General features: G+C 70.0%; 13 protein-coding genes and 1 pseudogene. 9 read left to right on the top strand and 5 right to left on the bottom strand.

The features are described from left to right. Positions 1-103: 103 nt before the first annotated feature. The 3 genes and pseudogenes from CES90_RS33850 to CES90_RS33840 all read right to left on the bottom strand — a co-directional run bounded on the left by CES90_RS33850 (position 104) and on the right by CES90_RS33840 (position 5,237). Positions 104-2,068, bottom strand: coding sequence for a penicillin acylase family protein (locus tag CES90_RS33850; RefSeq protein ID WP_189787354.1), 1,965 nt, complete (start codon positions 2,066-2,068; stop codon positions 104-106). 58 nt (positions 2,069-2,126) lie between these two features. Beyond that, a pseudogene (locus tag CES90_RS52115) lies at positions 2,127-3,364 on the bottom strand (AMP-binding protein); the annotation flags it as partial. Positions 3,365-3,461: 97 nt separating this feature from the next. Beyond that, positions 3,462-5,237 carry an acetyl/propionyl/methylcrotonyl-CoA carboxylase subunit alpha gene (locus CES90_RS33840; protein WP_189787352.1) on the bottom strand — a complete coding sequence of 592 codons (1,776 nt, stop codon included), beginning with the start codon at positions 5,235-5,237 and terminating at the stop codon, positions 3,462-3,464. A gap of 433 nt (positions 5,238-5,670) precedes the next feature. Between CES90_RS33840 and CES90_RS33835 the strand changes: the two genes are divergently transcribed. Beyond that, the gene (locus tag CES90_RS33835) at positions 5,671-6,000 is read left to right on the top strand and encodes a flavin reductase family protein (protein WP_229914344.1); all 330 of its coding nucleotides are present in this window, start codon (positions 5,671-5,673) and stop codon (positions 5,998-6,000) included. Positions 6,001-6,727: 727 nt separating this feature from the next. On the opposite strand, the gene CES90_RS50215 is transcribed toward CES90_RS33835, so the two are convergent. Then, positions 6,728-7,024: a hypothetical protein gene (locus CES90_RS50215; protein ID WP_229914351.1), complete on the bottom strand. Its 297-nt coding sequence runs from the start codon at positions 7,022-7,024 to the stop codon at positions 6,728-6,730. Here CES90_RS50215 and CES90_RS33830 point away from each other — a divergent pair. The 8 genes from CES90_RS33830 (at position 6,911) to CES90_RS33795 (ending at position 17,114) form a co-directional block, all read left to right on the top strand. Then, entirely contained in the window at positions 6,911-9,865 is a 2,955-nt protein-coding gene (locus tag CES90_RS33830; protein WP_229914349.1) for a non-ribosomal peptide synthetase family protein, read from the top strand. The two genes, CES90_RS50215 and CES90_RS33830, sit on opposite strands and share 114 nt — an antisense overlap. Positions 9,866-9,872: 7 nt before the next feature. Then, positions 9,873-10,658, top strand: coding sequence for a leucyl/phenylalanyl-tRNA--protein transferase (locus CES90_RS33825; protein ID WP_208921477.1), 786 nt, complete (start codon positions 9,873-9,875; stop codon positions 10,656-10,658). 43 nt (positions 10,659-10,701) lie between these two features. Further along, complete coding sequence (locus CES90_RS33820; protein ID WP_189787349.1) at positions 10,702-11,469, top strand: N-acetyltransferase; 768 nt, start codon at positions 10,702-10,704, stop codon at positions 11,467-11,469. Between the two features lie 57 nt (positions 11,470-11,526). Next, entirely contained in the window at positions 11,527-12,588 is a 1,062-nt protein-coding gene (locus tag CES90_RS33815; protein WP_189787348.1) for a methyltransferase, read from the top strand. Beyond that, positions 12,585-14,450 carry an acyl-CoA dehydrogenase family protein gene (locus CES90_RS33810; RefSeq protein ID WP_189787347.1) on the top strand — a complete coding sequence of 622 codons (1,866 nt, stop codon included), beginning with the start codon at positions 12,585-12,587 and terminating at the stop codon, positions 14,448-14,450. Before CES90_RS33815 ends, CES90_RS33810 begins: the two co-directional genes overlap by 4 nt. 5 nt (positions 14,451-14,455) lie before the next feature. Then, complete coding sequence (locus tag CES90_RS33805) at positions 14,456-15,109, top strand: thiaminase II/PqqC family protein (RefSeq protein WP_189787346.1); 654 nt, start codon at positions 14,456-14,458, stop codon at positions 15,107-15,109. A gap of 150 nt (positions 15,110-15,259) precedes the next feature. After that, positions 15,260-16,489, top strand: a complete 1,230-nt coding sequence (locus CES90_RS33800; RefSeq protein ID WP_229914343.1) for a cytochrome P450 family protein — start codon at positions 15,260-15,262, stop codon at positions 16,487-16,489. 64 nt (positions 16,490-16,553) lie between these two features. Next, positions 16,554-17,114 carry a pyridoxamine 5'-phosphate oxidase family protein gene (locus CES90_RS33795; protein ID WP_189787345.1) on the top strand — a complete coding sequence of 187 codons (561 nt, stop codon included), beginning with the start codon at positions 16,554-16,556 and terminating at the stop codon, positions 17,112-17,114. A gap of 214 nt (positions 17,115-17,328) precedes the next feature. Here CES90_RS33795 and CES90_RS33790 read toward each other — a convergent pair whose 3' ends face one another. Then, positions 17,329-17,937, bottom strand: coding sequence for a TetR/AcrR family transcriptional regulator (locus CES90_RS33790; protein WP_189787344.1), 609 nt, complete (start codon positions 17,935-17,937; stop codon positions 17,329-17,331). Positions 17,938-17,972 lie beyond the last annotated feature (35 nt).

Below are 17,972 nucleotides of genomic sequence, written 5' to 3'. Positions count from 1 at the left end.
CGCTGCCGCGGCGGGCGCGCGGCCGCCCTTCAGGCGACGACGCCACGTTCGCAACAGGCCCGAGCCCCGCCCTGAGGACGGGGCTAGCACGCAAGATCAGTGGTCACCGGGCCCGGAGGCGAAGCAGGTTCGGTGCGGTGTCCGGGGAGGGCAGCAGGGGCACGCGGTAGTGCCGTCCTTCGGTGTGGGCCGGGGTCTGGTCGTCGTAGTGGGGGGAGATCGGGTTGCCGGAGGCGCCGTGACGCAGGACGTCCCACAACTGCAGGCCGGAGGTGGACAGTTCGGCTACGAAGCGCCAGGGCGCTCCGTCCACCACGGCGCCCGAGGGGGCGGACGAGGTCAGGCCGACCGTGTGGGAACTGCCGCCGACCGGGGTCGAGGAGGTGCCGAAGAGCGGGGCGAGGATGGGGACGGCCTTCGCCAGCGGGTGCTGGTCGGTGGTCCTGTGTACTCGGTCGTACCGCCACCGCGACGGGTCCTCGCCCAGTTCCGCGGCGATCCGCCGTGCCGTTTCGGTCAGCGCACGGCACACCGCGGCCGGCAGTTCCTCCTGGTCGCCGAGTGCCGCCCTGGCGTCCGGAGTGAGCATCAGATGATCAACCTGGAGTGCGGCGTCCGGCATGGCGGCGGCCAGTTCCTGCCCCAGCCGGTCGCCGATCCAGTGCTCCGTGAGCACCTGCATGAGCCGGAAGAACACCAGGGGCGCCGCCATCTGACCGTGGTCGTGTCCGTCCCATTCTTCGAGGAGGCGACGGCAGGTGACGGCGAGCGGTGTTTCCAAAGACTGTCCGTCCAGCGCGGCAAGAAGGGTGGGGAGCACGTGGCGGGCCCGCCCGTCCAGGACGTCGGACTGCCAGCGGGCGCACGCGGCCGCGGTGACGACCGCGTCCGTGGTGATCAGTTCCTCGATCCGCTCCGCCCGGTAGGGCGGCAGCCAGTCCACCCCCACGTCGAGCGGGGCGTCGGCGGGCAGCAGCCGGTGGTTGGCGGAGACGATGTATCCCTCGGGCGGGTCGACCACCTCTGGCAGGTCGTCGAAGGCGAGGAACTCCGCCCAGGAGCGGGCGACTTCGGCGTGTCCGGCCGGCACCCGCCCGCTGCTGCCCGGCTCCCGGGCCGGGACGTTCCCCGCCGTCTTCAGGGCGATCGTGCCGTCCTGGCACGCGACCACCAGGTTGAGCACCGGCACTCCGAACGTCCGCAGGGCGTCCCGGAGTTGCGGGTAGTCACGCGCGCGCCACATCCGCTGACACGCCTCGATCTCCGCGGAGGGCACCAGGCCGCTCCAGAACAGGCCGTAGCGGCCGTCGCCGTCCGAGCCGGGAGGGTCCAGTTCGACGTGGCGCGCGCCGCCCGCCGCCCGCACTCGAACGGGCTCCGCGCCGCGCACGGTGATCACGCTCTCCTCGGTCCACGCCTCATCCGGATCCGTGGCCGGCAGCGTGCACAGGTCCTGGGTGTCCACGGTGGAGTTGGTGATGCCCCAGGCCAGATGACGGTTGGCACCGGCGATCAGACCCGGCAGGCCAGGGACGGTGACCCCGTAGCCGACCGCGTCGTCCGCCTCGTCGTCCAGCCGCAGGCCCATCTGGTACCAGAGGCTGGGCTGGGTGAGGACGATGTGCGGATCGTTGGCCAGCAGCGGGTTCCCGGAGGCCGTGCGGGAGCCCGAGACGGCCCACGCGTTGGAGCCCAGGGGATGCTCACCGCACAGCAGCGCGTCGAGCCAGGCCCTCGAGGCCCGCGGCAGACCGGACGGAGCGGGGGTGTCCACCCTGGCCGGCGTCTTTCCCGGCAGGGCCGTGCGGATGGTCACCGCTCCGTCGGCGGGATACTTGGGTGTCGCGAAAGCCGACACGTACTCGGGGTGTTCCCGGGCCAGCCTGGCGCGGAACGCCTCGTTGGCGAGGTTCCGGCCGAGGTCGAACCCAAGGTGTTTGACGATGGCGATCGAGTCCCGCGGTGTCCAGGGCTCGGGACGGTAGCGCAGCAGCAGGAACTCCACTGGGAGCCCGCCGCGCCGTCGCATCCGCCGTACGGCCGCGTCGACCCCGGCGCCGAACGCCACCAGGTTGGCCCGGTGACCGTCGGAGAGCAGCGCCTCGGAGGCGCCGGCGAACCCGGTCGATCCCGAGCTTCCGCGCCCGCACGTCCTCGTCGACCACGGCGGCGCCGAAGATCTCGGCCAGCCGTCCCCGGGCCCGGCGCCGAAGCGCGTCCATCTGCCAGAGCCGGTCGGTCGCCTGGGCGTAGCCGACGGCGAAGTAGAGGTCGCGTTCCTCGGCGGCCGAGACGAACGGGATGCCACGTTCGTCACGGCGGTCCCGGTTGAGCTCGGGGCGCTTGAGGTAGCCGAGGCTGACAGCCGACCCGGTCACCACGAGCTCGCCGATCTCGCCCTCGGACACGGCTGCCAGAGAGTCGTCCAGCAGCAGGAACCCGGTGCCGGCGAGAGGGCGGCCGATCAGCGACTCGTCCTGGCCGAGCTGGTCCGAGGTGACGCGGTGGAAGGAGGAGTGCACCGTCGTCTCGGTGATGCCGTAGTGGTTGATCAGGCGGGGGGAGTCGTCGCCGTACTTCGCGAACCACGGCACCAGGTCCGAGAAGTACAGGGTCTCCCCGCCGAAGATCACCCAGCGCAGTGACAGCCGGTCGGCGAAGCGGGTCTCCTCCGCGACGAGGTGGTGGAAGGCGGTCGGGGTCTGGCACAGGACCGTGATCCGCTCGTCGCGCAGCAGCCGCCTGAACGCCGCCGAATCCTTCGCCGTCTGCGCCGGTACGACGACCACCCGGCCGCCGTGCAGGGGGGCGCCCCCTCCCACACCGAGAAGTCGAAGGCGAACGAGTGGAACAGCGTCCACACGTCGTTCGGACCGAAGTCGTACACCTCCTGGCTCGCCACGAGAAGGCTCAGCAGATTGCCGTGCGAGACCTGCACGCCCTTCGGCCGACCCGTCGTCCCCGACGTGAAGATGATGTACGCCCGCGTGTCCCGGCCGACCGCCGCGGACGTGAAGTCCTCGGCAGCCGGCAGCGGATCGTCCACGTACACCACCGGTACCCCGTCGGGCACCCGCCCCGCCAGCGATCTGGACGTGATCATCGCCGCCGGCTCGGCGTCCTCGACGATCGACTCCAGACGAGCGGCCGGCGTCTCCGGATCCAGCGGCACGTACGACGAGCCCGTCCGCACCACCGCCAGCGCGGCCGCCACCATCCACACCGAACGCTCCAGCAGCACCGCCACGGGACGGGCGGGATCCGCGCCCACAGAATGCAGCGCAACCGCCAGGCCACCGGCGATCTCGTGCAACTGGCGGTAGGTCCAGCTCCGTTCGCCGTCCTGAACCCTTCTCAAATTCATCGGGTAGGTCACGAATAGATCGGTAGGAACAGGCCGGCGCACCTCCACAGGGGAATCGTGTGGGGAGCACATGCGCTGCCGTCGGGACTGAAGTACTTCAGTCTTTGATCTCGCAGATGGCCGCACCGGAGGTCAGCGATGCGCCGACTTCGGCCGTCAAGCCCTTGATCACGCCTGCTTTGTGGGCGTTCAGCGGCTGTTCCATCTTCATGGCCTCCAGGACGACGACCAGGTCGCCCTCCTTGACCTCCTGGCCCTCCTCGACGGCGACCTTGACGATGGTGCCCTGCATCGGGGAGGCGAGGGTGTCTCCGGAGGCGACGGGGCCGGACTTCTTCGCTGCCCGGCGCTTGGGCTTGGCGCCCGCCGCCAGGCCCGTGCGGGCCAGGGACATGCCCAGCGAGGCGGGCAGGGAGACCTCCAGGCGCTTGCCGCTGACCTCGACTACGACCGTCTCGCGGCCCGACTCCTCCTCCGCCTCCGTGGCGTCGGCGGGGGCGGCGAAGGGCTTGATCTCGTTGACGAACTCGGTCTCGATCCAGCGCGTGTGGACCGTGAAAGGCCCGTCCTGGCCGTGGACTTCCGGGGCGAAGGCGGCGTCCTTGACCACCGCGCGGTGGAACGGGATCGCCGTGGCCATACCCTCGACCTGGAACTCCTCCAGGGCTCGGGCGGCGCGCTGCAACGCCTCCTTGCGGGTGCGCCCCGTCACGATCAGCTTGGCCAGCAGCGAGTCCCAGGCCGGGCCGATCACGCTGCCCGACTCCACGCCCGCGTCCAGGCGGACGCCGGGGCCGGAGGGCGTGGCGAAGGTCGTGACCGTGCCCGGCGCCGGGAGGAAGTGGCGGCCCGGGTCCTCGCCGTTGATGCGGAACTCGAAGGAATGGCCCCGCAGTTCGGGGTCGTCGTAGCCGAGCTTGTCACCGTCGGCGATGCGGAACATCTCCCGCACCAGATCGATGCCGGCGACCTCTTCGGTGACCGGGTGCTCCACCTGCAGACGGGTGTTGACCTCCAGGAAGGAGACCGTGCCGTCGTTGCCGACCAGGAACTCCACCGTGCCGGCGCCGACATAACCCGCTTCGCGAAGGATCGCCTTCGACGCGCGGTACAGCTCGGCGGTCTGTTCCTGCGTCAGGAACGGGGCGGGGGCCTCCTCGACCAGCTTCTGGTGACGGCGCTGCAGCGAGCAGTCACGCGTCGAGACGACGACCACGTTGCCGTGCTGGTCGGCGAGGCACTGCGTCTCCACGTGCCGCGGCTTGTCCAGGTACCGCTCGACGAAGCACTCACCGCGCCCGAAGGCCGCCACCGCCTCGCGGACGGCGGAGTCGTACAGCTCCGGCACTTCCTCCAGCGTCCGCGCCACCTTCAGACCGCGCCCACCCCCGCCGAACGCGGCCTTGATCGCGATCGGCAGCCCGTGCTGCTCGGCGAAGGCGACGACCTCTTCGGCACCGGACACCGGGTCCGGCGTACCCGCGACGAGCGGGGCGCCCGCGCGCTGCGCGATGTGCCGGGCCGCCACCTTGTCGCCCAGGTCGCGGATGGCCTGCGGGGGCGGGCCGATCCAGATCAGGCCCGCGTCCAGGACCGCCTGCGCGAAGTCGGCGTTCTCGGAGAGGAAGCCGTAGCCGGGATGGATCGCATCCGCCCCCGACTCCCGCGCGGCCTTCAGCACCTTGTCGATGTCGAGGTAGCTGCTCGCGGGGGTGTCACCACCCAGGGCGAACGCCTCATCCGCGGCGCGGACGTGCAGAGCGTCCCGGTCCGGGTCGGCGTACACGGCCACGCTCGCGATCCCGGCGTCCCGGCAGGCCCGGGCCACGCGGACAGCGATTTCGCCACGGTTGGCGATGAGCACCTTGCGCACGAGGGTTCCTCCATACGAAATGGACGGATCTGACGGCACCGACGGCCTCACCGCGCCTTTCGCCAGGACGCCCGCCTTTCTCGCGAAGGCACATCTGCACGGCGCGATCGTCGAACCGCCACGCACCGAGGCTAACCAGACCCGCTCGTCGAACAATCACTGACAGGAAATTCTCCGGTTTTCCGCTCCGAGACTCACCAGTTACCGGCCTCGATGCCCGCGAGCGGCCGATTACCGCACGATGCCCAGGTCGTTCTGCGCGCCCCGTAGGTTCCACATCCATGGGACACCCGATGGGAGTGACATTCACCGGAGTGACGGTTCTGTCCACCGGCGGAGAACACATCCACGGAATGACCGCGAACGCGTTCACCTCTGTCCCGCTCGACCCGCCGTCCGTGCTGTGCTGTGCTGTGTCGACCGGAGCGCTGTGATGCACAAGGCCATCAAGACCGCGGGGCATTTCGGGGTGTCCATCATGGAGGCCGGCCAGGAAGGCCTGGTCCGTTTCTTCGCGGACAAGACGCGCCCGCTGGGGCCCGGGCAGTTCGCCGACGTCGACTGGTCCCCGGGGCCGCGTACCGGCGCGCCGCTGCTGTCGGGCTCGCTGGCCTGGCTGGAGTGCGAACTGTCCACCGCCTACGACTTCGGGACCCACTCGATCTTCATCGGCGAGGTGGTCGGAGCGAGCCACGGCGGCGCCCGGGACGGGCTGCCGTTCTTCCGCGGCGGCTTCCGGCGCGCCGTCCCGCTCTCCGCCTGACACCGCGCCAAAGCGAACCGGAGAGCGGCTCCCGGTGGGCCGAGGCGCACGGCGACCGTGTGCTCTCGCTGCATGCCCCGCTCCGCACGTCACTCCCAGGTGCGCACGGACCTCTCGAATGCCGTGCTCTTCGACCATCCGCACGACCGTGTTACCGGGCATCCTGCGGCTCGAAGCCGTGGCGCAGGCCACGCACGCGGCGGCACCGGGGCACCCGCGGCCCGACGACCTGGTGGGCTGCCCGGTCCCGCAGGAACCTGCGCATCTGAGGCCCGGAAGGCCGGGGCGATCTCATCGCTCACCCCGGCCTTCCACGCCTTCGGCCGCTCTGCGTAAAGTCCGGTACTCATTCAGAAAACCGATTCGCGTGTATATGACAGCCGTCGCCGAAAGCACAACGCGCAAAATTCGGTAATTCTCCTCTCATCACTCGATCTCTCCGCAATCAGAGGCTCTCCATATCGCCAGTTACTCACCCCTCACCTTTGCGATTCACCACCTTTTGCCCGGGTTGACATGCCCTACCCCCGTAGGGTTCTCTCGGTTGCTGCGCCAATCAAGCAGCCACAATCGGCTTGATCATCTCGCAGGACGAATCGCTTTCCAGTGAAGCCGGAATTCCAACATGAGCGCCATCAGAGACGGGGAGAACAAATCAGCAATGAACTGTCCCGCGTGCCGAGCGGTTTCTTCCCATCGATTTCCGTGATCGGCCACCGGGCCCAGTTCATGCGTCGACATGCAGGTCCGTCACGCCTTCAAGCCTTGACCGCCCGCTTTCCGCCGCTGACGACCGGTCAGCGTTCTTGGCAACGCGCATTGGACGAGAGGACTTATGGACATCATCGGGAAGCCGCTCATACATGATCGCTTCGCCGCCGTGGCGGCGGACCGGCGCGATGCGACTGCGGTGGAACACGACGGACACCGGATCAGCTACGCGGAACTCGACAAGCGCGCGGATCGATTGGCTCATCGCCTGCGGGCTCTCGGGGCCGGACGCGAATCGGTGATCATGGTCCACCTTGAGCGTTCCATCGACCTCATCGTGTCGTTCCTCGCGACGCTCAAAGCAGGCGCCGCCTACCTCCCCGTGGAGCCCGGGATCCCCGACGACCGGCTCTCGGCCTACGTCAAGGGGACCGACTGCGCCCTCGTCATCACGCGCTCCGACCACGAACACCGGTTCGCCGCTCTCCCGGTGCGGCCCCTCAGGGCCGACGCCGACCTCGCCGCCGGATCACCCGTCGACCCGCCCCCCGTCGCCGTCGAGGCCTCGGACACCGCCTACGTCATCTACACCTCGGGCTCCTCCGGCTCTCCCAAGGCCGTGAAGGTGGGCCACGCCTCGCTCGGCTATCTCTTCCGGCACGTGAGCGAGCGGTACGGCATCGGCCCGAAGGACCGGGTGCTGCAGTTCGCCGCCCTGTCCTTCGACACCTCCATCGAGCAGATCCTCGTCACCCTGCTCAACGGCGCGACACTCGTCCTGCCCGAGTACAACTGGGCGCCGAGCGAACTGCCCGGCCGGCTCACGGCACTCGGTGTGACGGTCATGGACCTGACCCCGCCCTACTGGCGCGCCTTCCTCGCCGAACTCGCCCGGAACCCGGTCGAGTTGCCGGTACGGCTCACCATCGTGGGCGGCAGCGCGGTGCACGCCGAGGACTGCCGTACCGCACTGCGCCTGCTGCCCGGCTCCCGGCTGGTCAACGCCTACGGCCTCACCGAGACGACGATCACGTCATGCACGATGGACATCACCCCGGAAGTGCTGCCCGCACAGGGCCCGGCACCGGTCGGACAGCCACTGCCGCACACTGTCGTCCACGTACTGGACCAGGACCTCAAGCCGGTCCCGCCCGGGCGGCACGGAGAGATCTACATCGGCGGTCCCGGCGTCGCACAGGGCTACCTGGCCGGCATGGCGCCGGGCGAGAAGCGCTTCCTCACCCTTCCCGGATCGACGGCGGACTCGGCACGCGTGTACCGGACCGGCGACCTCGGCGGCTGGACTGCCGAAGGCAACCTCGAAGTCGTGGGACGGGCCGACCGGCAACTCAAGGTCCGCGGATTCCGTGTGGAGCCCGCCGAGATAGAGGCCGCACTGTCGGCGCACGAGTTCATCGACGACGTCGCGGTGACGGCCTTCAGCCACCGGGGCGAACCCCTGATCGCCGCCTACTTCACCGCGAACCGCGCGCCGCACCGGCTCGACCCGGGCGAGCTGCGCGCCTTCGCCGCCCACCACCTGCCCGCCTACATGGTTCCGGCCAGGTTCGTCCAGCTCGACGAGATGCCGACGACGACCAACGGCAAGATCGACCTCGCCGCGCTGCCCGAGCCGCAAGAGCCGGGCGGCGCGTCCCCGACCGGTGACGACGCTCCCGCCGCGCGTCTGGTCGAGCGCGCTGTCGCGGGCCTGTGGTGCCAGGTGCTCGGCATCGACTCCGTCGCGCCCGGCGACAACTTCTTCGACCGCGGCGGGAACTCGATTCTCGCGGCCGAACTCCTCGCGAAGGTGCGGGCCTCGCTCGGCATCCTGATCACCCAGGTGCGCCCGCTGATCCGGATTCTCCTCGACGACGCCACCCTGCGCGGCTTCGCGTCGGCGGTCGAAGCGGCCCGAGCCGGCACGCTCAGCACCGACACCGCGACCCACGCCGCCCTCAGGGCCGACACCGCCGTCGGGGTACCCATCCAGTCCTCGCCGACACCGCCCACGGCGTGGGCCGATCCTGCCCACGTCTTCCTCACCGGAGCCACCGGTTTCCTCGGCATCCACCTCCTGCACCGGCTGCTGACGACCACCGAGGCCACCGTCCACTGCCTGGTGCGGGCCGACGACGCCCACCAGGCGCGAGAGCGCATCCGGGACAACGCGCGGCACTACCTGGACGACGGCCTGGACGCGTACCACGCCTCCGGACGCATCCGTGCCGTCCCCGGCGACCTCGCCCGACCGCTTCTCGGCCTCTCGGAGGAGGAGTTCGACCACCTCGCCGAGGTCGTCGACGTCATTCACCACCCTGGCGGACTGGTCAACTTCATCTACCCCTACTCCCATATGCGTCCGGCGAACGTCGAGGGCACCCGGGAGATCATCCGCATGGCCGGCCGCTACCGGAACATCCCGGTCCACTACGTCTCCACCATGGCCGTGATCTCCGGGTTCGGCACCGCCGGAGTCCGGCACATCACCGAGGAGACGCCTCTCGCCCACTCCGACCGGTTGTCCGTCGGCTACGTCGAGAGCAAGTGGGTCGCCGAGGAACTGCTCAGGAACGCGGCGAAGGAGGGCCTGCCGGTCACCATCTACCGCGCCGCCGACATCTCCGGTGACCGGGCGAGGGGGGCGTGGAACACGGCGACCGAGATGTGCGCGATGAAGAAGTTCATCGTCGATACCGGGACGTCGCCCATCGCCGAACTCCCCCTGGACTACACCCCGGTCGACTGCTACGCGGCCGCTTTGCTGCACATCGCCGCGAGCAGACTGCCCTCGGGGGAGGTCTACCACCTGACCAACCCAGGGAAGGTGAACATCTCCCTGCTCGCCGAGCGGCTTCGCGCGCATGGCCACGCGATCCGCGAGATCCCGTGGGAAGAGTGGGTCGAAGGCATCGTGTCGACGGCGATCGAACAGCCCGACCATCCCATGACGCCGTTCGCTCCCCTCTTCATCGACCGATGCTCCACGGGCGAGATGAGCGTGGCCGAGATGTATCTCGAAACGACGTTTCCCACCTTCTCCCAGGACAACGTCCGCGCCGCGCTGAGCGGCAGCGGGATCGAGATCCCTCCCGTGGACGGTGATCTGCTCGACCGCTACATCCGGTACTTGACCTCCATCGACTTCCTGTGAGGTGGGCGTGTACATCAGGACACAGGCTCGTCCCGAGACGCCCTGGGAATCTCTGAACGTCCTGGCCGCCCCCACCGAGGGACCGGCCGCCTTCGGCGGCGACCTCGGCCCGCGGTCCCTGCTCACCGCCTACCGGCACGGGCTGTACCCCTTTCCGGCTGAAACCGCCGAGCACTGCATCGTCAACGAACTCACCTACGAGGCCGATGTCGCTGCCGGGCGGGTGAAGCTGATACCCGGCTACGACGACCCCTTCTCGATCGCGTGGTGCTCACCGGACCCGCGGCCCGTCATCCTCGTCCAGCAGGCCCGGATCCAGCGCAGTCTGCGCCGGCAGCTACGCAAGGAGACCGGATGGACGACGACGGCGGACGTCTGCTTCGAGCGGGTGGCCCGCCAGTGCCGTGCGGGCCGCACCGAGCGCTGGCTGACCGACGACCTGCTGAGGGGCCTGTGCCTGCTGCACGAACTCGGCCACGCCCACAGCGTCGAGGTCTGGGACGGTGACGAGCTGATCGGCGGCGTCCTCGGCGTGCGGGTCGGCGCCGTGTTCAGCGCCGACTCCCAGTTCACGCTGCGCAGCGGGGCCGGCAAGGCCGCCGTCGCCGACCTGACGCGCCGCTTCGCCGAGGCCGGGGGGCTCGCCGTCGACGTCCAGCGCGACGGCGACCACGTCCGGCTGCTGGGCGCGCAGCCGATGTCCAGGCGCCAGTACTTCGGCCTGCTCTCCGCCCGCGACGAGGGCCGCCCGCTGGCCACCGGGAGACTGCCCGCCCGTCGGCTCGCCGACTGAGCCCCGCCCACCACACCCGCGCTCCGTCACCGGGAGAGACCTCATGTCCAGCACGACCGCCAGCCACGACCTGCGTGTGATCAGCATCGCCGGGAGGCCGGACCTCGCAGAGGCGATGCTCACGATGGAGTCGTCGTGGCCGGCCTACATCCGCCCCGACCCGCTCCTCGTGGATTGGGCCTTCGACCGCCACGCCGAGCACCAACTCGTATTGGTCGACGAGGACGACCGCGTCGTCGCCCGGGCCGCCTCCGTACCTCTGGCCTGGGACGGCGACCCCGGCCGACTGCCCGACACCGGCTGGGACGAGGCGCTGCGCCAGAGCCTGTCGGACACCTACGCCGGCCGGGCGCTCACCACGCTGTGCGCGCTGGAGGTAGCCGTCATCCCCGGCTACCAGGCGCGGAACCTGTCCGGGCACACCCTTCGGGCCCTCTTCGACCACGCGCGCGGCAAAGGGTTCCGCAACCTGGTCGTTCCGGTCCGCCCCAACGGCAAGCACCGGCGACCGGAGCTGCCGCTGGCCGAATACGTCGCGCTGCGCCGGCCTGACGGGCTGCCCGAGGACCCCTGGCTGCGTGTCCACGCCAGGGCAGGCGGCGAGGTGCTGCAGGTGTGTCCGGCGTCCATGACCATTTCCGGAAGCCTCGCCCAGTGGCGCGAGTGGACTGGCCTCCCGCTGGACGTCGACGGTCCGGTGGAGGTGCCCGGCGCCCTGACACCCGTAACCGTGAGCGTCGAGCACGACTACGCCGTGTACGTCGAACCGAACGTCTGGGTCAGGCACCGGTTCACCGCCCCGCGTCCCTGACGCCTCTTCGGCCGGCCCCGAGCGACACCGACGACAAGACGACAAGGAGTCTCCCCCATGAGCAGCACAGCTTCCCCGGACGTCCTGGCCACCGAGAAAATGAACCTCCGCGCGGCCCTGATCGAGCGGATCGGCGGATACATGACCGCGCACGCCATCGGCGTGGCCGCGGAACTGGGACTCGCCGACCTGATCGGATCCGGGTCCCGTACCAGCGAGGAGTTGGCCGCCGAGACCCAGACCCACGAGCCGTCACTGCGGCGGCTGCTGCGTACGCTGGTCGCGGTCGGCATCGCCGCGGAGCCCGAGCCCGGCCGCTTCACACTGACCGACATCGGCGCCCAGCTGCGTTCCGACTCCCCGGACTCCCTCCACAAGTTCGCCAGGATGTTCTGCCACCCCATCTTCTTCACCTCCTGGCAGAGCCTCCACCATGCCGTCACCACGGGTGAGCGCGCCTTCAACCACGCGTACGGCACGGGCATCTACGACTGGCTCGCCCAGCATGAGGAGACCAGCACGCTGTTCAACGAGGCGATGAGCGAGGAGTCCAGGATCTCGGCCGGACAGCTTGCCGCGGCCTACGCCTTCCCGGCGGCCGGAACGGTGGTGGACATCGGCGGCGGTGACGGCACCCTGCTCACGGCGATCCTGCTCGCCCGGCCCGGACTGCGCGGAATCGTCTTCGACAGCCCCAGCGGAGTTGCGGAAGCCCCCGCCGCACTGAGCAAGGCGGGCCTCACGGACCGGTGCGCCGTACAGGCCGGTGACTTCTTCCAGTCCGTACCGGGCGACGGCGACCTCTACATCATCAAGAGTGTCTTCCAGGACTGGGGCGACGAGGAGGCCCGCGCGATCCTGCGCACCTGCCGTGCCCACATGCCCGACTCCGCCACGCTGCTGATCGTGGGCACGGTGCTGCCCGAGACCGCCGACACCTCCGCGCCGGTCGCGTTCTTCACCGATATCAACATGATGGTCATGGCCGGCGGCCGGGAGCGCACCGAGAGCGAGTTCCGGGCGCTGCTCGAAGAGACAGGATTCACCGTGCGGTCGGTCGGCCTCGGGCAGGCAGGACCGCTGTCGGTCATCGAGGCCGTTCCCACGGCCGCGGCATGACCGCCCGAGAAGCGCCGGAGCACCCGTCCGGCCACGACACGACACCCCCTCTGCGCCGGCCGGGGTACGCCGCCGGGCTGTTCCTCGGACAGGTGAACACGGATCTCCTCGCCCTGCCCGAGGGCGATCCACGGCGTCTTGATCCCGCCGAGGAACGGTTCCTGTCGCGCCTGCGCGAGTTCTGCGAGAAAGAGGTCGACAGCGCCGGCATCGAGCGCGCGGACCGCATCCCCGACCATGTGATCGAAGGGCTCAAGGACATCGGGGCGATGAGCATCAAGGTCCCCCGGCAGTACGGCGGCCTCGGGCTGTCCTCCCGCTGCTACCACCGTGCCCTGATGCTCACCAGCACGACACACCCCGCCCTCAGCGAACTGCTCGCCGGCCACCAGGCCATCGGGCTCGCCCAGCCGATCGCCCTGTTCGGGACCGAGGAGCAGAAACGACAGTTCCTGCCCCGGTGCGTCAGGGAGATCTCCGCCTTCGCCCTCACCGAGGCCGACATCGGCAACGACCCGTTCCGCATGCACACGAAGGCCGTCCACGACCCGGCCTCGGACAGCTATGTGCTCGACGGCGTGAAAACGTGGACCACCAACGCCGTCGTCGCCGACCTGCTCGTCGTCATGGCGCTGGTACCCGCCTCGGAGAACGGCGCCGGGGGGATGACCGCGTTCGTGGTCGAGGCGGACACCCCCGGAGTCACGGTCGAGCACCGCAGTGCCTTCCTCGGCCTGCGCGGCCTGGAGAACGGCTCTGTCCGCCTGCACCAGGTGGTCGTCCCCGCCCGCAACAGGATCGGCGCGGAGGGCGAGGGCCTCACGATCGCCCTTGCCGCGCAGGACACGGGGCGGCTCTCACTGCCTGCGGTGTGCGCCGCCGCGGCGAAGTGGAGCCTGAGTACAGCCCGGCAGTGGAGCGCGGCACGGGTGCAGTGGGGCCGGCCGATCGGGCAGCACGACGCGGTCGCCGGCAAGCTGTCCTTCATCGCGGCAACGGCGTTCGCGCTCGAAGCGATGGTCGAGGTCATCGGCCGGCAGGCGGAGCAGGGGGACACCGACGCCCGGCTGGATGCGGAGCTCGCCAAGCTGTTCGCGACGGAGCAGGCCTGGGTCGTCGCAGACGAACTCGTGCAGATCCGGGGCGGGCGTGGCTACGAGACCGCGGAGTCGGCGGCCGGACGCGGCGAGCGGGGAATCCCGGTCGAGCAGCTCCTTCGCGACGTCCGGATCGGTCGCATCTTCGACGGCTCCAGCGAGGCGCTTCGCGGCTTCCTCGCCCACGACCTGATCGCGGCGCACCGCTCCTCGGCGGGGCAGCGGGAAGCGGTCCCGACCGGCCGCCGGGCACGTGGCGACGGAAGTGTCCTGGACACCCACCTCGCATTCGTCGAACAGACCTCCCGGCGTCTGGCTCGTGAACTCGCCGCGATCGCCGAGGGGCCGACGACGGAGATCGACGAGCGTCAGCGTTTCCTGGGCAGGATCGTCGACATCGGCGCCGAGTTGTACGCGATGAGCGCGAGCTGCGTCTATGCCGAAGCCCTCGATGCCGTCGGCGCCTCCGCGGCCCGGCTCGCCGACGCCTTCTGCCGGCAGGCGCGCCTGAGGATCGTGCACCTCTTCGACCGGCTCGCCGACAACACCGACGAGCAGGACCGGGGCCTCGCGCACAGCGTGCTGGGCGGTGACCACACCTGGCTCGAGGACGGTGTGGTCGACCCTTCCACCGACGGGCCCTGGATCGCCGAACCGGAGCCGGGGCCGGCGAAGGTGCCCAGTCTGCGGCGGGTCCTCCGGGCCGCCGACTCCCTGACCGCCACCCCATCGATGTCCGACGGACCGACGAGGAGGGCTCAGTGAATTCCGTGACGGATGTCGTCGCGGCGGCGCGGCAGCAGATTGCGGGGCAGGCCGGGCCTAACGGTTTCGTCGACGCGTTGGAGCACGGCCGGGTGCCCAAGGAACGGCTGGGGTGGCTCGCCGGGGAACTGCACCATCTCGTCAGCAGCGATCGCCGCAGTTTCGCGCTGCTCGCCTCCCGCTTTCCCTCCGCTCCGGCCGGAGACCTGTACCTGGCCATGGCCGAAGGCGAGGCCCAGGCGCTGAGGCTGCTCATGGAGTTCGCCGCGGCGCTCAACCTGGAGGAGCGGGACGTCCGAGCTTACGAACCGCAGCCGCTCGCGCAGGCGTATCCGGCCTATCTGACGCAGTCCGCGCTGTACGGCGCGTCCAGCGACGTCGCGCTCGCCCTCTTGGCGAACGTGAGGGAGTCCGGCGCGACGTACACCCGCGTGGCCGAGGCGCTTGCGTCCCAGTACGGGTTCGAGGAGAGGGCGCTCGGGCATTTCCTGTTCTTCGCCGACACTCCGCAGACGCTGCTGGACCAGGCGACGGCAACGCTGGAGGAGGGGCTGGCCGGCGGGGACGATCCGGCCGCCGCCGTGCGCTGCGCGCGGACGGTGCATGCCCTCGAAGAAGCGTTCTGGAGCTGCCTGGCCCGCGGCCTCGACGACGGCTGAGCGGGTCGACTCCGCAGTCCCGCACGACATTTCCAGCGTTCCGGTCCGCAACACCACACCGACGTACACCCACACGGCCGGACTGCGACGGTCGAGGCGGGCTTCAGGCCGCCTCGACCGTCGCAGTCCGGCCTCATCAGGAGGCAGACAGTGATCCACTTCAGCGCAGTCCCCACCGAGACGATCGAGAGTACGGGCGGCCGGTGCATGTACGCACAGGTCGAGCGCCTGCGAGCGTCGGGTCCGGCCGTCGCCGTGCAACTGCCCGAAGGGGTCGGAGCGTGGTCGGTGTCCCGAGGAGATGTCGTCCGCAGGCTCCTGACGCACCCCGGCGTCTCGCGGGACCTGAAGAAGACGGTGCCGAGCTACCAGCCGGGTTCCGTCCCCTGGCTGTCCCCGTGGGTGGACCTGGACTCCATGGCCACGACGGACGGCCGTGAACACACGCGGCTCCGCAAGCTGATCACCCCGGCGTTCAGCCCTCGCCGGGTGGAGATGCTGCGGCCGCACATCGAGGCCGATGTCGCCATGCTGCTCGACGCGTTGGCCGCGCACCCCGGCGACGAGCCTGTCGACCTGCATCAGGAGTTCTCCTACTGCGTGCCGACCCAGGTGATCTGTGACCTGTTCGGCATTCCGGACGACCAACGGCCTGAGGTGCTGCGGGTGTTCCGCGCCGTGGCCAGGACTGACTTGACCGAAGAGGAGTCGATCGCCCTCTATCACGACCTCGAAGCGGCGATGCACCTCCTGATCGGCACCAAGCGGCGTACGCCGGGAGAGGACCTGACGAGTTTCCTGATCAACGCGCGCGAGGAAGGCGAGGAGTCGCTCGACGAGCACGAACTCGTGTCAACGTTGCTTCTGATGATCGGCGGCGGCAGCCAGACGACCATCAACCTCCTCGACCACACCATCCGCGAACTTCTCGTCCGCCCCGACCAGCTCGCCCTGTTGAAGGCCGACCCGGCCCGATGGGACGACGCGATCGAGGAGTCGCTGCGCGTGCACTGCCCGGTGATGCACCTGCCCATGCGCTGGGCCGCGGAGGACATAGACCTCGGCGAAGGGGTCGTCATCCGCGCCGGGGACGCCATCCTCATCTGCTACGGAGCCCACGGCCGGGACCCCCAGGTCCACGACGATCCCGCCACCTTCGACATCGACCGCGAGGACAAGGAGCACCTCGCCTTCGGACTCGGCCCTCACTTCTGCCCCGGCTCGCGTCTCGCCCGCCTCGAGGCCCGTATCGCGCTGCCCGCGCTGTTCGACCGTTTCCCGCGCCTGACCCTCGCCGTCGAGCCCGAGGACGTGCCCCCGGGACCCACCTTCATCGGCAACGACATCGCGGCCCTGCCCGTCTTCCTGCGGCACAGGTGACGCCCGCCCCGGCTCCGCACGGCGGGTGAACCACCGTCGTGCCACAACAGCGAAAGGTCCCCGCATGGCGATCGAAGCGAGCCTGACCGACCGGACGGCGCGGCTGCTGAACGAGGCCCGGTATCTGAACCTGGCCACCACCTGGGACGGAACCCCCTGGGTGGCCACCCTGGAGTACGTCTGGTTCCCCGGTCCGCTGCGCCTCGTCTTCGGCTCGACCACCGGATCCCGACACAGCCGTGACATCGACCGCGAGCCCCGCGTGAGCGGTTCGCTGTTCGTCACGGCGGGCGCGGCCGGAGTGGCCATCGCGCCCGTCGACGGGGCTCAGTTCACCGGCCTGTGCTCCGAAATCGGCCCCGACCTGCTGGAGGAGTACTACACGCCGTTCTACGAGACGGTGTTCCCCGACGCCGAACAGCGTGCGCAGTGGCAGTTGCCGCGAGAACTGCTGCGACCGCCCGCCGCGCACCGGCTCTACGTGGTCACCGTCGAGCGCTGGTGGCTGATCGACACCCGCACATGGGCCGACGACCGCATCGACCGCCGTATCGAGTTGCCTCTCGACGCGACGACACAGACCCGGCTGTCCACCCGTCCGAGCAGCAACCCCCTGACGCGCTGAGGAAAAGGGCGAACCGGTCGGGCCTGGCGTCGGGAGCGCGGTCCGGCCGGTTGCGTTCCTCGCGCGCGACAAGGAATGGCTTGAGGAGCCGACATCAGGCCGTACCACCAGTGGAGTCGGCAGGCGGTGTCGTCGGCGCTTTCTTTCAACCGGGTGCTCCGGGTTCTCGACGGCCGGGGCGTGGCCGTCGGTGGATACGTCACGGCCGGCGGCCTCACCTCTCCCCGTCGGGCTCCGGGACCTGCTTCCCCGGCGGTGTGAAGGCGGCGAGCACCGTGGCGGTGATGTGGGCGGCGGCGCGGTCGGGGGTGAGGTTGCCGGTGCGGACCTCGTCGGCCGCGCCCTTCATGATCGAGTGCAGGACGGTGATGAGCCACGGGATCGGCAGGTCGGTCCGGAAGGCGCCTTCGGCGCGACCGCGGGTGATCAGGGTCTCGACCCGGGCGGCCGGGCCGTTGTGCAGCTCGCGGATGCGGCCCGGGGGGAGTTCCCGCTGGGCGGCGACGAGCAGGGCGCGCGCCTGGTCCACCAGGTGCCAGCTCTCGTCGACGAGGCGCGCGAGGGCCAGCTGCGGATCGCCGGTCAGGTCGACGGCGTCCAGCGCCGCGTTGCCCTGGTCGATGGCCCGGGTCAGCGCGGCGTCGACGACCTCGGCGCGCGAGGCGAAGTGGGAGTACAACGTCACCCGGCCCACGCCCGCGGCAGAGGCGATCTCACTGAGGCTCGCGTCCGGGTTGTGACCCAGGCATTCGGTGGCGGCCTGGACGATCGCGTCGATGCTCCGGAGGGCGTCCGCGCGTTTGGCGGTGCTTCTCGTGCTCATGCCACCCACACTACTTCATTAACACGAACACTGCT

It is taken from the genome of Streptomyces capitiformicae (assembly GCF_002214185.1).
In the GTDB taxonomy this organism is placed as follows: domain Bacteria; phylum Actinomycetota; class Actinomycetes; order Streptomycetales; family Streptomycetaceae; genus Streptomyces; species Streptomyces capitiformicae.
This window is presented reverse-complemented; position numbering and strand designations above follow the sequence as displayed.